Below are 13407 nucleotides of genomic sequence, written 5' to 3'. Positions count from 1 at the left end.
TAGTTCATGAAACGTTTTAGCAATTCGTGGCATCGGCTAATTCATTCAGTTGACTTATACTTGCCTGAGCAATAATATCTGCCGTGACTAACTACTTGCCAGGGCAACCATTGTGAAAAGCACCAGTGATATCTTTAACGACGTTGTTCCGCTGGGTCGTCTTATTCATATGGTAAATCAGAAAAAAGATCGCCTGCTCAACGACTATCTGTCACCGCTGGATATCACCGCGACACAGTTCAAAGTGCTGTGTTCCATTCGCTGCGAAGTGTGTATCACACCGGTTGAGCTGAAAAAGGTGCTCTCTGTCGATCTGGGTGCGTTAACCCGCATGCTCGATCGTCTCGTCTGCAAAGGATGGATAGAACGAAGCCCTAACCCGAATGACAAACGCGGCGTACTGGTGAAGCTGACCAGCGATGGCGCGGACATGTGCGAGCAATGTCATCAATTAGTAGGACAAACACTGCATCAGGAACTAACAAAAAACTTAACGGCAGATGAAGTGGCAACCCTTGAGCTTTTGCTGAAGAAAATACTGCCGTAAACAGAAAAAGAGGTATGACGATGTCCAGACGCAATACTGACGCTATCACCATTCATAGCATTTTGGACTGGATCGAAGATAACCTGGAATCGCCGCTCTCCCTTGAAAAAGTGTCAGAGCGTTCAGGTTACTCCAAATGGCACCTGCAACGGATGTTCAAAAAAGAGACCGGCCATTCATTAGGTCAATACATTCGCAGCCGCAAGCTGACGGAAATTGCCCAGAAGCTGAAAGAAAGCAATGAGCCGATCCTTTACCTGGCGGAGCGTTACGGATTTGAATCGCAACAAACCCTGACGCGTACGTTCAAGAACTATTTTGACGTGCCGCCTCATAAGTACCGAATCACCAGCGTGCCGGGTGAATCCCGATACCTGTATCCGTTAAAACACTGTAGTTAATCATCGCCTGTAACAGACGTAACCGAGGAAATCATGAAAGTTACCGCCTCCGCCGCCCTCGCCTTGCTGGTGCTGTTCTCCAGCCAGACCTTCGCGGAGCAAACCCCTCGTGCAACGCAGCAAAATAATCCTGATACGATGATTTTGCCGTCAGCACATGACCAGACGCCTTATGATTTCAACCATATGGGTGCTGGTAGCGACAAATCCGACGAATTAGGCGTGCCTTATTATAATCAGCACGGCCTCTGATTCGTTTTTGCCCCGCAGACGCGGGGCTTTTTTTATGCCTTTCTTACCCGCGTCACCCGACGCACGCGCAGGCCAAAGACATTAATATACAGCCCGGCCATGATCAGCACTGCGCCCAGCAGCTGCAGCGCGTTCAGCGTTTCATCCAGCAACAGTGTCGCACTGGCAAGCCCCACAACCGGAACCAGCAGGGATAACGGCGCGACGCGCCAGGTTTCATAGCGGCCCAGCAGCGAGCCCCAGATCCCGTAGCCCACAATGGTGGCGACAAAGGCCAGATAGACCAGAGAAAGGATGGTGGTCAGATCGATCTCAACCAGGCTGTTGAGCATGACCTGAGGGCCATCCAGGATCCACGCCGCGACCATAAACGGTAAAACGGGGATCAGGGCGCTCCACACCACCAGGGACATCACCTGCGGACGTGCTTCATGCTGCATAATCAGCTTGTTGAAGATATTCCCGCAGGCCCAGCTCAGCCCTGCCGCCAACGTCAGCATAAAGCCCAGCAGCGCCACGTGTTGTCCATTCAGACTGGCCTCTATCAGCACCAGCACGCCAAACACCGCCAGCGTAATGCCCGCCAGCTGTTTACCCTGCAGGCGTTCGCCAAACACAAACGCGCCGAGAATAATGGTAAAGAACGCCTGCGCCTGTAAAACCAGCGAGGCAAGACCGGCCGGCATACCGAACTTGATGGCGCAGAAGAGAAACGCGAACTGGCCAAAGCTGATGGTCAGACCGTAGCCCAGCAGCAGTTTTAAGGGGATTTTAGGACGGGCGACAAAGAAGATGGCCGGGAACGCAACCAGCATAAACCGCAAACCGGCCAGCATGAGCGGAGGCATGTTATGAAGCCCCAGCTTGATGACCACAAAATTGAGTCCCCATACTACGACCACCAGCAACGCCAGCAGCCCGTCTTTACGCGTCATACCCTGCCCCTGAATTATTAATTATTTGTTAACACTTCAAGGTAACAGAAAAAACTGCGCCGCGAGAAGATCATTAATTCTGGCAGTCAGGCGAAGCACTTACGGATAAATTGGGCGCTATACAAGCTCCTTATGTCGTGGTAATCCTTTTAGAACACAACATAAAAAAGCATAAGCATTTGTCGGGCAGGAATATGAAACCATCTCTCAGGCGCTCAACCGCAGCGCTGCTGGCATCGTCATTGTTATTAACTATCGGTCGGGGGGCAACGCTGCCGTTTATGACCATTTATCTCACGCGCGTCTATAGCATGAGCGTCGAGAATATTGGTTATGCCCTGACGATTGCGTTGACCATTGGCGTGGTATTCAGCCTGGGATTTGGCATTCTGGCCGATAAGTTCGATAAAAAACGCTACATGCTGATCGCGATTGTGGCCTTTATCGCCGGATTTGTGGCGATCCCGCTGGTGGATAACGTCACCCTGGTGGTGCTGTTCTTTGCGCTGATCAACTGCGCCTATTCCGTTTTTTCGACGGTGCTGAAAGCCTGGTTCTCCGACGTGCTGACCTCAAGTGAAAAAGCCCGCGTTTTTTCGCTGAACTACAGCTTCCTGAATATTGGCTGGACGATCGGGCCGCCGATTGGCACCCTGCTGGTGATGTACAGCCTGCAACTCCCGTTCTGGCTGGCGGCCTTCTGCGCCGCCCTGCCGCTGGGGTTTATCCATTTCTTCGTGCAAAAGAGCGTGGCGTTAGATACCGCCGAGGAGAAGATGCCGTGGCAGCCGTCAGTATTGCTGAAAGACCGCGCTCTGTTCTGGTACACGCTCTCTGGCCTGCTCGCGTCATACGTCGGCGGATCGTTCGCAACCTGCATTTCGCAGTATGTCCTGGCCGCGCATGCAGACAGTAATTTCGCCGAAAAGGTGGTCGCCGTGGTGCTGCCCGTCAACGCCGCCGTGGTGGTGACACTGCAGTACGCCCTGGGCCGCAAGATCTCAGCCCGCAACATTCGCCCGCTGATGACCGCAGCAACCCTGTTCTTTATCGTTGGGTTGGCCGGCTTTATGCTCTCCGGTGAAAACCTGATTTACTGGGGCATCGCTGCCGCCATCTTTACGCTGGGTGAGATTATCTATGCGCCAGGCGAATACATGCTGATCGACAACATCGCCCCGCCGGGGATGAAAGCCAGCTACTTCTCCGCTCAGGCGCTGGGCTGGCTCGGCGCGGCGGCAAACCCGATGATCACCGGTATTATCCTGACCAACCTGCCGCACTGGTCATTGTTCGTGATTATGATGGCCGCCATTGTCGTTGCATGGTTGATGATTTTGCGTGGCATGAGCGTGAAGGCGTGGTGCGAAACGCCCAACGTAGCGTAGCGCTGTAGGCCGGGTAAGGCGTAGCCGCCACCCGGCAACAACAACAGCCTAGTGGTGCAACATCTCCTCCACCACCTGCTCTTTGTACATCTCGTTCGGATAATAGGTCGGCCAGTTATCCATCTCTTTCAGCAGCGCCTCGTGGGAGGTGTTGCCCATGAAAATGTGGAAATGCGAAGAGGGCTTCGGCGCGATGGTATGGTCGCTGAACTGCACAAACTTCGGTGCCTTGCTGCTGGCGTCCTTACACTCGAACAGATAGCGAACGCCCTTTTTGCCCGATGCGTAGGTCAAAATTTTGTACCCGCTGTAATCATAACGACAGCTACTGACCGCTTTGCCCTTATGAAATTCCATCACGTTATTTTCGATGCCGATGGCATCCACATCCGTCGCATACCCCGTGCGGTAATACGCTTTTACCTGGTCGAAGGATTTGCTTTTGTCTTTCTGCGCTTTCTGTTTAAACACCGGATCCAGCGAGCCATCCTGCAGGAACGGATAGACCGACTGCCAGGTGCCGTCCCAGTCAGACAGCTGTCTGTCCTTGACGTCTTTGTCCTCAAAGACGCCATTCGCCGCCTTTTGTTCCGCTTCGGTCATCGCGTGTCCGTGTGAATGGGCAAACAGCTGGCCGCTGACCAGCATCGCCCCCAGAGTCATGGCAAATTTCCCAATATGTGCAGCCAAAATAACACCCTCATTCCGTTTTATAAGAATGAGAATGTTATATTATAACATTTCAAATCGCAACCAGCCCGCGAACGCCCTCCTGCTCCATGTTTTCTCCCCGCCCGCGCTGAATGATGGTGCCGCGCGACATCAGCAGGTAGCTGTCGGCCAGTTCGGCGGCAAAGTCGTAAAACTGCTCGACCAGCAGAATTGCCATATCCCCCCGGTCCGCCAGGGTGCGGATCACCTGGCCAATCTCCTTAATCACCGAAGGCTGTATGCCTTCCGTGGGCTCATCGAGGATCAGCAGCTGCGGGCGGCTCGCCAGCGCGCGACCAATCGCCAGCTGCTGCTGCTGTCCACCGGAGAGATCGCCCCCGCGACGGTGCTTCATCTCTTTGAGCACCGGGAACAGCTGCCAGATCTCGTCCGGCACCTGCTTTGCCTCGCGGGCGGAAAAGCGCGACAGCCCCAGCAGGAGATTCTCTTCCACGGTCAGGCGCGGGAAAATCTCCCGTCCCTGCGGAACATACGCCACGCCAGAGTGCACCCGCTGGTGCGGCTTGCTGTGGGTGATCTTTTTCCCCTGCCAGATGACCTCCCCGGTTTTCGCCGGGATCAGCCCCATCAGACACTTCAGCAGCGTGGTTTTCCCTACGCCGTTGCGCCCCAGCAGGCAGGTAACTTCTCCGGTGACGGCTTCAAAGCTCACACCGCGCAGGATATGGCTTCCGCCGTAATACTGATTCAGTTCGTTGACCTGTAACATCCCCTCTCCTTAACGTCCCAGATAGACTTCAATCACCTGCTCGTTGGCCTGCACCTCGCGAAGCGACCCTTCCGCCAGCACGCGCCCCTGATGAAGCACCGTCACGCGATCGGCGATGGTTTCCACAAAGCCCATATCGTGCTCCACCACCATCAGGGAATGTTTGCCCGCCAGCGTTTTGAACAACTCTGCGGTATATTCCGTTTCCGCGTCGGTCATCCCGGCGGCGGGTTCATCCAGCAGCAGCAGGTGCGGGTCCTGCACCAGCAGCATGCCAATCTCCAGGAACTGTTTTTGCCCGTGCGAAAGCAGCCCGGCGCGGCGGTCCCGCTCGTTGCTAAGGCGAAGCAAAACCAGCATCTCATCGATACGGTCGCGCTGCTCACCGTTGAGCGTGGCCCGCAGGCTCGCCCAGACGGATTTATCGGTTTTCATCGCGATTTCGAGGTTTTCCCACACCGTCAGCGCCTCAAAGACCGTGGGTTTCTGGAATTTACGCCCGATGCCCTGACGGGCGATGGCCGCAGGCTCCAGCCCGGTCAGATCGACGGACTGATCGTAAATAGCTCGCCCGCTTTTTGGCCGCGTCTTGCCGGTGATCACGTCCATCAGCGTGGTTTTACCAGCCCCGTTGGGACCAATCACGCAGCGCAACTCGCCCACGCCGATATTCAGCGAGAGATCGGTCAGGGCCTGAAACCCATCAAAATTCACGTTAATGGATTCAAGCTGAAGCACCGGGTCGGTCTGTTCGCGGTAGCGATCGCCGGGCAACTGGCGAGTGAATAACCCTTCGGCTGGCTGCATTATTTTTCTCCCTTGCGAAACAGGCCGTAGACGCCGCGCGGTAAAAACAGCGTGACGGCGATAAAAATCAATCCCAGAAACAGCTGCCAGTACTCCGGCATCGCGACGGTGAAGAAGCTCTTCGCCCCGTTGACCAGCGCCGCGCCAATCACCGGCCCGACCAACGTTCCGCGCCCACCCAGCGCCACCCAGATGGCGGCTTCTATCGAGTTTGTCGGCGACATTTCACCGGGGTTGATAATGCCCACCTGCGGGACATACAGCGCGCCGGCCAGGCCGCACAGCACCGCAGAGAGCGTCCATACCAGCAGCTTGAACCCGCGCGGGTCGTATCCGCAAAACGTCAGGCGGTTTTCGGCGTCGCGAACGGCCGTCAGAATGCGGCCAAACTTGCTCTTCGCCAGCGCGAATCCGCTGCCCAGCGCCAGGAGCAGCAACAGTACGGTCGCCAGAAACAGCGCGACACGCGTAGTGGTTTCCGTCACCGAAAATCCGAGCAGCGTGGTGAAGCCGGTAAAGCCGTTATTGCCGCCAAAGCCGGTTTCGTTGCGAAAGAACAGCAGCATCCCGGCATAGGTCAACGCCTGGGTCATAATCGAGAAATAGACCCCTTTGATCTTTGAGCGGAAGGCAAACCAGCCAAACACCAGCGCCAGCAGCCCGGGGACCAACACAATCAGTACCAGCGTCCAGGCAAAATGCTGGGTTCCCCACCAGAACCACGGCAGTTCGCTCCAGGAGAGAAACGACATAAACGCAGGCAGACCGTCACCCGCCGCCTGGCGCATCAGGTACATACCCATCGCATAGCCGCCCAGAGCGAAGAAAATGCCATGCCCCAGGGAGAGCATGCCGGCATAGCCCCATACCAGATCCAGCGCCACCGCAACGATGGCATAGCAGAGGATCTTCCCGAGAAGGGTCAGCATCCAGGTCGATAGCGCCAGCGGATGCGTCGCGGGCAGTAAGGCGAAAAACGGCAATATCAGCAGACACACCACCAGCAGGCTGCCGGCAATCTGCGTTGTGCGCGGCGCTTTACGCGCCAGCGTTAAGGTCAGCGGCTGGCTCATCAGTCAATTACCCTCCCTTTCAGCGCAAACAGCCCCTGAGGGCGTTTCTGAATAAACAGCACGATCGCCACCAGAATCAGGATTTTACCCAGCACGGCCCCCATCTGCGGTTCAAGGATTTTATTGAAGATCCCCAGACCAAACGCCGCGGCGACGCTGCCTGCCAGCTGGCCAACCCCGCCGAGAACGACCACAAGGAACGAGTCGATGATGTACCCCTGACCCAGCTCCGGCCCGACGTTACCGAGCTGGGATAGCGCCACGCCGCCCAGACCCGCAATGCCGGACCCCAGTCCAAACGCCAACATATCCACACGCCCGGTCGGCACGCCGCAGCAGGCGGCCATGCTGCGGTTTTGCGTCACCGCGCGCACGTTCAGACCCAGGCGGGTTTTATTCAGAATGAGCCAGGTGAAGAACAGCACCAGCAGCACGAAGCCCAGCACAACGATACGGTTCCACGGCAGGGTCAGGTTGGCAAAAACCTGCACTCCCCCGGAAAGCCATGCCGGGTTCGCCACCTCCAGGTTCTGGGCGCCAAACGTCATGCGCACCAGCTGGATAAGCATCAGGCTGATCCCCCACGTCGCTAGCAGCGTTTCCAGCGGACGGCCATACAGATGACGAATCACGGTGCGCTCCAGCACCATCCCGATGCCCGCCGTCAGGCAGAATGCGACCGGCAGCGCAATAACGGGATAGAGCGCCAGCCACTGGGGAGCAAGCCCGGCCATCGCCTGCTGCACCATCCACGTGGCATACGCGCCAAGCATCAGCATCTCGCCGTGCGCCATATTAATCACGCCCAGCAGACCGTAGGTGATGGCGAGCCCCAGCGCTGCCAGCAGCAGCACCGACCCCAGCGACAGCCCCATAAACGCCTGGCCCAGGAGGTCACCCCACATCAGTCGATGCTGGATCTGGCTAAGGCTCTCCTGCGCGGCGGCGCGAACCCCGCCGTCAGGCTCGGTCTGCACCTGGGTAAACGGAGTAAGTCTGGACTCCACGTCCGGATCGTCGGACTGCCCTAGCCGTTCGACTGCTTTGCGACGCACCTCTGCCTGCGGGCTGGTCAGCTGGAGATTCGCCACCGCCAGCAACAGCGCCTGACGCGCCACCGCGTCCGTTTCATCCTTTAGCCGCGTTTCCAGAAAGGCCAACATCCCGGGCTGGGCATCCCGCTGAAGCTGACGTGCTGCCGCGCGCCTTTCGGTGACGCTGTCACTGACGAGCTGATGGGTGGCGATGGCCGTTGCGGCAAGCACGCGCAGCCGGTTAGTCAGGCGAACGGCTTTGGTTGGCCCTGCTGCCGCCTGACTTTCACCGAGCGGGATGACGTCGCCATTGCGTTGTGCAAAGGCGTGCTTCTGTGCGTCGACGTAGAGGTTTTCCTTTTGCAGCGCCTGGAGCAGCGGCAACCTTGCTGCATCCGGCGACGCGGCCCACTGCGTCAGCAATTCCGCCTGCTGGCTGCGACTGGCGGCAACAAAACGATCGGCATCCGATGCCTGCGCCATCCCTGGCAGCAGTCCGGTAAGCCATACAAGCGCGACAATCGTGCGTATGAGGTTCATGGCTTTCTCCCTGCGGTGATGGCTTAGTTACTGGCGGTTTTCATCGGCTGGTCGGGCTTTTTGTCATTCCCGGCAATGAACGGGCTCCATGGCTGAGCGCGTACCGGCTGTTCCGTCTGCCACACCACGTTAAACTGGCCGTTGCCTTCGATTTCGCCGATCATGACCGGCTTATGCAGATGGTGGTTGGTAGCATCCATGGTGAGCGTAAAGCCAGACGGTGCTTTAAAGGACTGGCCGGCCATTGCCGCACGCACTTTATCCACATCGGTGGAGCCCGCTTTTTCTACCGCCTGCGCCCACATATGGATGCCCACGTAGGTGGCTTCCATCGGGTCGTTGGTCACCACGGTATCGGCGTTCGGCAGCTTATGTGCTTTGGCATAGGCTTTATAGTCCGCCACGAAGGCCTGGTTGGTCGGGTTATCGACGGACTCAAAGTAGTTCCACGCGGCCAGGTTGCCGACCAGCGGCTTGGTGTCGATCCCGCGCAGCTCTTCTTCACCCACGGAGAACGCCACCACCGGCACGTCCGTCGCCTTCAGCCCCTGGTTAGCCAGCTCTTTGTAGAACGGAACGTTGGAATCGCCGTTGATGGTCGAGACCACGGCAGTTTTGCCGCCCGCAGAGAATTTCTTGATGTTGGCGACGATGGTCTGGTAGTCGCTATGGCCAAACGGGGTATAAACCTCTTCGATGTCCTTATCCTCAACCCCTTTCGAGTGCAGGAAGGCGCGCAGTATTTTGTTGGTGGTACGCGGATAGACGTAGTCCGTGCCCAGCAGGAAGAAGCGTTTCGCCGCACCGCCGTCTTCGCTCATCAGGTATTCCACCGCCGGGATGGCCTGCTGGTTCGGCGCCGCGCCGGTATAGAAGACATTCGGCGACATTTCCTCGCCCTCGTATTGCACCGGGTAGAACAGCAGGCCGTTCAGCTCCTCGAAAACAGGCAGGACGGATTTGCGCGAGACCGACGTCCAGCAGCCAAACACTACCGCCACTTTATCCTGACTCAACAGCTGGCGCGCTTTCTCGGCAAACAGCGGCCAGTTTGAGGCCGGGTCAACCACCACCGGCTCCAGCTTCTTACCCAGCACGCCACCTTTGGCGTTGATCTCATCAATCGTCATCAGGGCAACGTCTTTTAGCGGGGTTTCGGAGATCGCCATGGTGCCGGAAAGAGAATGCATGATCCCCACTTTGATGGTATCGGCCGCCTGCACGCCGAAACTCATTCCCATAGCAACGACAGAGGCAGACAACGCAAAGGCTTTTAATAAAGTACGACGATGCATATTTTCACTCCTGAAAAAGAACGCTGTGCGAAGACGTCCGTTACGGCGTGGACGCGAATAAAAATGTGTCAGCGAAGCAGGAGCAAAAAGGATGCCAGAATGAAGAAAGCGCGAATGCAGGAGGTGAAGCGCAGGATGTAAAGAGAATGTCTCAGAATAGCCCAGCGCTGCACTTTTATAATGCAGCGCTGGGGAAAAACGTGATTACCAGACTTCGCTGGCGATCTGCGTTACCAGCCGGACTTTGTCCCACTGCTGGGTTTCGCTCAGGCTGTTCCCCTCTTCGGTAGAGGCAAAGCCGCACTGTGGGCTGAGGCAAATTTGATCTTTCGCCACGTATTTCGCCGCCTCTTCCAGACGGGCTTTAATCCCTTCCGGGTTCTCCAGCTCACCATTTTTAGTGGTGATAAGACCCAACACCACCTGCTGCTTGCCAGGGCGAACAAAGCGTAGCGGCGCGAAATCTCCGCTACGGTCGTTATCATATTCAAGGAAGAACGCGTCAACGTTGACCGTGCCAAACAGCACTTCCGCCACCGGCTCATAGCCACCTTCGGAGATCCAGGTTGAACGGAAGTTACCGCGGCAGACGTGCAGCCCGATGGTCAGATCGTCCGGCTTGCCCTCCAGGGCCTTGTTCAGCACGCGGGCATAAATGCGCGCCAGCTCATCGGCATCGTCCCCGCGCTCGCGGATCTGACGGCGCTGATCGTCCGAACAGAGATAGGCCCAGACGGTGTCATCCAGCTGCAGGTAACGGCAGCCCGCGTCGTAGAAGGCGCGGATGGCGTCGCGCCAGGTGGTCGCCAGATCGTCAAAATAAACGTTCAGGTCCGGATACACGTTCGCATCAATGTCTTTGCGACCGCCGCGGAAATGCAGCACGCTCGGGCTGGGGATCGTCATCTTCGGCTGAGCATTACCGCTGATGCTTTTCAGATAACGAAAATCTTCGAGCATCGGATGCTCGCCAAAGCCCAGCTTGCCGGTAACGCGCACGCCGTGGGCTTTGGTTTGCACCCCGTTGAACTGAATGCCCTGCTGTGAATCGTAACGCTCCACGCCCTGCAGACCGTCGAAGAAGTCGAAGTGCCACCAGGCTCGGCGGAATTCGCCGTCGGTGACCACATTCAGCCCGCACGCGCACTGTTGCTCAACAACATGGCGGATAGCGTCATCCTCAGCCGCACGAAGCTGTCCGGCGTCTATTTCGCCGCTGGCAAATTTCAGGCGAGCCTGTTTGATGGCATCCGGACGTAAAAAACTGCCAACTACATCGGCGCGGTATGGGGCATGGTGTCGTTGCATGGAAATCTCCTCAGTCTGCCGACGATAATTGCCAGCAGTGATAATTCATTATTTGAATTTTTAGACTTCTGGATGTCTAAATGTCCAAAAAAGATGTCATACCTGTCCTGTTCCGGCAAACGAGAAAATTTCACGGGTGTTGAAAAAAATTCATGTTCACAGTGCGGCGGCGGCTTCGCTGCTGGCAAAGGCGAACTTTTCATCTTCCCAGCCGGTGATCCCCCCTAGCATGATTTTGACCGGCAGCCCAAGACGCGCCAGCTTTAGCGCGGCTCTGTCCGCGCCGTTACAGTGTGGCCCCGCGCAGTAGACGACGAACAGCGTGCCCTCAGGCCATTGAGCCATACGTTCCGCGGTAATCTGGCTCCGTGGCAGGTGCAAGGCGCCGGGCACGTGCCGGCGGGCAAACTGCTCCGGGCTTCCCACCACGTGAAGCAGCACGAAGTCCTGCTCATGATTGACAATGGCGTGATGCACATCTGCGCAGTCGGTCTCGACGCTCAGGCGACGCAGAAAATGGGTGACGGCTTCCTGCGGCTCTGCAGCCGGAAATTCAGTAACATAGCTCATGAAACTTCCTCATCTTTAGCGTTTGTGTTAACACTACTCTATCCACAAATTCAGCCCGTGAATGCGCTCGCTTATGCCAGAAAACAGCAAAAAGATGACAAACTTAAGACAAACTCCCCGCCCGAAGGTGGTCGTGCTGGCGTATGACGGTCTGTGTACCTTTGAGTTTGGCGTGGCGGTGGAGATCTTCGGCCTGCCGCGTCCCGAGCTGGGGAACGAATGGTACCGTTTTGCGGTGGCGGGCGTGGATAGCGGTGAGCTTCGGGCGACGGGCGGGATCCGCATCATTACCGACGGTGATATTTCCCTGCTTGAGTCTGCCGACCTGATCGTCGTGCCGGGCTGGCGGGGTCTGGATGCACCGGTTCCGGACGCGCTCTGCAGCGCCTTACGTCAGGCCAGCGCGCGGGGCTGTCAGCTGCTGTCCATCTGTTCGGGCGTGTTTGTCCTGGCCGCGTCGGGGCTACTGGACGGACGCAAAGCCACGACGCACTGGCGCTACGTTGACGCGCTTAAAGCCCGCTACCCCGACGTCGACGTGGTCGAGAATGTGCTCTACCAGGACGAAGGGAATATACTGACCTCCGCAGGCAGCGCGGCGGGGATCGATCTCTGTCTTCACGTTGTACGCCGGGATTATGGAATGGAAACCGCTAACAGCGTGGCGCGTCGGCTGGTCATTCCCCCTCACAGGGACGGCTCGCAGCCGCAGCAGCTGAGTCGCCCGGTGGCGCAGCTGCGCGAAAGCCAGCGTCTGGGCCAGCTGTTTGATTTTTTGCACACGCATCTTGTCGAGCCGCACAGCGTCGACTCGCTCGCGCGTCGGGTTGGCATGAGCCAGCGCACCTTTCTTCGTCGCTTCGAGGCGGCAACCGGAACGACGCCTGCGCGCTGGTTAATCAATGAACGCCTGCTGCGGGCCAAAGATTACCTGGAAAGTAGTCGTTTAAGCATCGACAGCATCGCTGAACAGACCGGGTTTGGTCAGGCCTCGGCACTGCGTCATCATTTTCGCCAGCAGTTCGCGCTTTCCCCGGCCCAGTATCGCAAACAATTTTCACGTCCCGACGCTGCCCGCTGAGGGAGCCGTCTGGATATCGACACGTTGATGACGCAGGAATACGGAGCACCTGATGGTTACCACACACGTTTTTATCGCGGTCAGTCTTGATGGCTACATCGCCCGAGAGAATGACGATATCGACTGGCTTTTGCAGCGCGATGACCCGACAGAAGATCATGGCTATACGGCGTTTATCGCAGACAAAGAGTGGATCGTCATGGGCCGGGGGAGCTATGAAAAGGTGTTGACCTTTGATACATGGCCTTATGACCGGCCCGTACTGGTGCTCTCCCGGCAGCTGGCCGATACTCCCGTGCCGGAGGCGCTGAAGGGCAAAGTACAGTTTTCAGGACGCACGCCAAAGGAGGTTCTCGACGATTTGGCCGCGCAAAACGTCCATCGCGTCTATCTCGATGGCGGCCGGGTGATACAGTCGTTCCTGCGCGAAGGGCTGGTTGCCGATATGGTTATCACTACCGTTCCTGTCCTGCTCGGGTCGGGTAAAGCGCTGTTTGGAACCCTTCACCAGGATATCGATTTAACGCTGGTATCAAGCCGCAGCTTCCCTTCGGGCCTGGTGCAGTCGCACTATCGGGTAACGTCATAAAACCGTGCCAGCGCCGCTGCGGGCAAAAAAAAACCGCCATTATCTGGCGGTAAATGCTTGCATGGATAGATTTGTATTTTGGTCTCTACGTCCCGACACTCCATGGCCGGGCAGCGGATCCCTTACAACCTACCACCTTTTATCTT

15 protein-coding genes are annotated in these 13407 nt (G+C 57.2%); 6 read left to right on the top strand and 9 right to left on the bottom strand.

What is annotated here, in order from left to right; all coding sequences use genetic code 11:
• Positions 1-112: 112 nt before the first annotated feature.
• The 3 genes from marR to marB are packed head-to-tail and all read left to right on the top strand — an operon-like array spanning position 113 to position 1200.
• Positions 113-547 carry a multiple antibiotic resistance transcriptional regulator MarR gene (marR, locus tag E3U32_RS20605; protein WP_032647191.1) on the top strand — a complete coding sequence of 145 codons (435 nt, stop codon included), beginning with the start codon at positions 113-115 and terminating at the stop codon, positions 545-547.
• A 20-nt stretch (positions 548-567) separates the two neighbouring features.
• Positions 568-948 carry an MDR efflux pump AcrAB transcriptional activator MarA gene (gene marA, locus E3U32_RS20600; protein WP_008502237.1) on the top strand — a complete coding sequence of 127 codons (381 nt, stop codon included), beginning with the start codon at positions 568-570 and terminating at the stop codon, positions 946-948.
• 33 nt (positions 949-981) lie between these two features.
• Positions 982-1200 (top strand): multiple antibiotic resistance protein MarB, encoded by a 219-nt coding sequence (gene marB, locus E3U32_RS20595; protein ID WP_047348538.1) that lies wholly within the window; start codon positions 982-984, stop codon positions 1198-1200.
• A 32-nt stretch (positions 1201-1232) separates the two neighbouring features.
• Here marB and eamA read toward each other — a convergent pair whose 3' ends face one another.
• The gene (gene eamA, locus E3U32_RS20590; RefSeq protein ID WP_134350274.1) at positions 1233-2135 is read right to left on the bottom strand and encodes an O-acetylserine/cysteine exporter; all 903 of its coding nucleotides are present in this window, start codon (positions 2133-2135) and stop codon (positions 1233-1235) included.
• 194 nt (positions 2136-2329) lie between these two features.
• Between eamA and ydeE the strand changes: the two genes are divergently transcribed.
• The gene (ydeE, locus tag E3U32_RS20585; protein ID WP_134350273.1) at positions 2330-3523 is read left to right on the top strand and encodes an efflux MFS transporter YdeE; all 1194 of its coding nucleotides are present in this window, start codon (positions 2330-2332) and stop codon (positions 3521-3523) included.
• A 48-nt stretch (positions 3524-3571) separates the two neighbouring features.
• Here the strand turns inward: ydeE and zinT are convergent, their stop codons facing one another.
• The 8 genes from zinT to E3U32_RS20545 all read right to left on the bottom strand — a co-directional run bounded on the left by zinT (position 3572) and on the right by E3U32_RS20545 (position 11591).
• Positions 3572-4213: a metal-binding protein ZinT gene (gene zinT / locus E3U32_RS20580; protein ID WP_134350272.1), complete on the bottom strand. Its 642-nt coding sequence runs from the start codon at positions 4211-4213 to the stop codon at positions 3572-3574.
• Positions 4214-4265: 52 nt separating this feature from the next.
• A complete protein-coding gene (urtE, locus tag E3U32_RS20575) occupies positions 4266-4964 on the bottom strand; it encodes an urea ABC transporter ATP-binding subunit UrtE (RefSeq protein WP_134350271.1) in 699 nt (232 codons plus the stop codon).
• Between the two features lie 9 nt (positions 4965-4973).
• Positions 4974-5771 carry an urea ABC transporter ATP-binding protein UrtD gene (gene urtD / locus E3U32_RS20570; RefSeq protein WP_134350270.1) on the bottom strand — a complete coding sequence of 266 codons (798 nt, stop codon included), beginning with the start codon at positions 5769-5771 and terminating at the stop codon, positions 4974-4976.
• Positions 5771-6844 (bottom strand): urea ABC transporter permease subunit UrtC, encoded by a 1074-nt coding sequence (gene urtC, locus E3U32_RS20565; protein ID WP_134350269.1) that lies wholly within the window; start codon positions 6842-6844, stop codon positions 5771-5773. Before urtC ends, urtD begins: the two co-directional genes overlap by 1 nt.
• Positions 6844-8418, bottom strand: coding sequence for an urea ABC transporter permease subunit UrtB (gene urtB, locus E3U32_RS20560; RefSeq protein ID WP_134350268.1), 1575 nt, complete (start codon positions 8416-8418; stop codon positions 6844-6846). Before urtB ends, urtC begins: the two co-directional genes overlap by 1 nt.
• 23 nt (positions 8419-8441) lie before the next feature.
• On the bottom strand, positions 8442-9713 hold the full coding sequence (gene urtA, locus E3U32_RS20555; protein WP_047348546.1) for an urea ABC transporter substrate-binding protein: 1272 nt from the start codon (positions 9711-9713) through the stop codon (positions 8442-8444).
• A 204-nt stretch (positions 9714-9917) separates the two neighbouring features.
• Complete coding sequence (locus E3U32_RS20550) at positions 9918-11021, bottom strand: cobalamin-independent methionine synthase II family protein (protein WP_134350267.1); 1104 nt, start codon at positions 11019-11021, stop codon at positions 9918-9920.
• Positions 11022-11177: 156 nt separating this feature from the next.
• Entirely contained in the window at positions 11178-11591 is a 414-nt protein-coding gene (locus E3U32_RS20545) for a rhodanese-like domain-containing protein (RefSeq protein ID WP_134350266.1), read from the bottom strand.
• A 73-nt stretch (positions 11592-11664) separates the two neighbouring features.
• Between E3U32_RS20545 and ftrA the strand changes: the two genes are divergently transcribed.
• The gene (ftrA, locus tag E3U32_RS20540; RefSeq protein WP_134350265.1) at positions 11665-12672 is read left to right on the top strand and encodes a transcriptional regulator FtrA; all 1008 of its coding nucleotides are present in this window, start codon (positions 11665-11667) and stop codon (positions 12670-12672) included.
• 52 nt (positions 12673-12724) lie between these two features.
• Positions 12725-13261 carry a dihydrofolate reductase family protein gene (locus E3U32_RS20535; RefSeq protein WP_134350264.1) on the top strand — a complete coding sequence of 179 codons (537 nt, stop codon included), beginning with the start codon at positions 12725-12727 and terminating at the stop codon, positions 13259-13261.
• Positions 13262-13407: the final 146 nt, after the last annotated feature.

This window comes from Lelliottia nimipressuralis, from assembly GCF_004402045.1.
In the GTDB taxonomy this organism is placed as follows: domain Bacteria; phylum Pseudomonadota; class Gammaproteobacteria; order Enterobacterales; family Enterobacteriaceae; genus Enterobacter; species Enterobacter chinensis.
This window is presented reverse-complemented; position numbering and strand designations above follow the sequence as displayed.

Excerpts from the sequence above, each read along its gene's own strand:
- marA (WP_008502237.1), top strand. The coding sequence starts at position 568 with ATGTCCAGACGCAATACTGACGCTATCACCATTCATAGCATTTTGGAC.
- marB (WP_047348538.1), top strand. The coding sequence starts at position 982 with ATGAAAGTTACCGCCTCCGCCGCCCTCGCCTTGCTGGTGCTGTTCTCC.
- eamA (WP_134350274.1), bottom strand. The coding sequence starts at position 2,135 with ATGACGCGTAAAGACGGGCTGCTGGCGTTGCTGGTGGTCGTAGTATGG.
- ydeE (WP_134350273.1), top strand. The coding sequence starts at position 2,330 with ATGAAACCATCTCTCAGGCGCTCAACCGCAGCGCTGCTGGCATCGTCA.
- urtE (WP_134350271.1), bottom strand. The coding sequence starts at position 4,964 with ATGTTACAGGTCAACGAACTGAATCAGTATTACGGCGGAAGCCATATC.
- urtD (WP_134350270.1), bottom strand. The coding sequence starts at position 5,771 with ATGCAGCCAGCCGAAGGGTTATTCACTCGCCAGTTGCCCGGCGATCGC.
- urtC (WP_134350269.1), bottom strand. The coding sequence starts at position 6,844 with ATGAGCCAGCCGCTGACCTTAACGCTGGCGCGTAAAGCGCCGCGCACA.
- urtB (WP_134350268.1), bottom strand. The coding sequence starts at position 8,418 with ATGAACCTCATACGCACGATTGTCGCGCTTGTATGGCTTACCGGACTG.
- urtA (WP_047348546.1), bottom strand. The coding sequence starts at position 9,713 with ATGCATCGTCGTACTTTATTAAAAGCCTTTGCGTTGTCTGCCTCTGTC.
- E3U32_RS20550 (WP_134350267.1), bottom strand. The coding sequence starts at position 11,021 with ATGCAACGACACCATGCCCCATACCGCGCCGATGTAGTTGGCAGTTTT.
- E3U32_RS20545 (WP_134350266.1), bottom strand. The coding sequence starts at position 11,591 with ATGAGCTATGTTACTGAATTTCCGGCTGCAGAGCCGCAGGAAGCCGTC.
- ftrA (WP_134350265.1), top strand. The coding sequence starts at position 11,665 with ATGCCAGAAAACAGCAAAAAGATGACAAACTTAAGACAAACTCCCCGC.
- E3U32_RS20535 (WP_134350264.1), top strand. The coding sequence starts at position 12,725 with ATGGTTACCACACACGTTTTTATCGCGGTCAGTCTTGATGGCTACATC.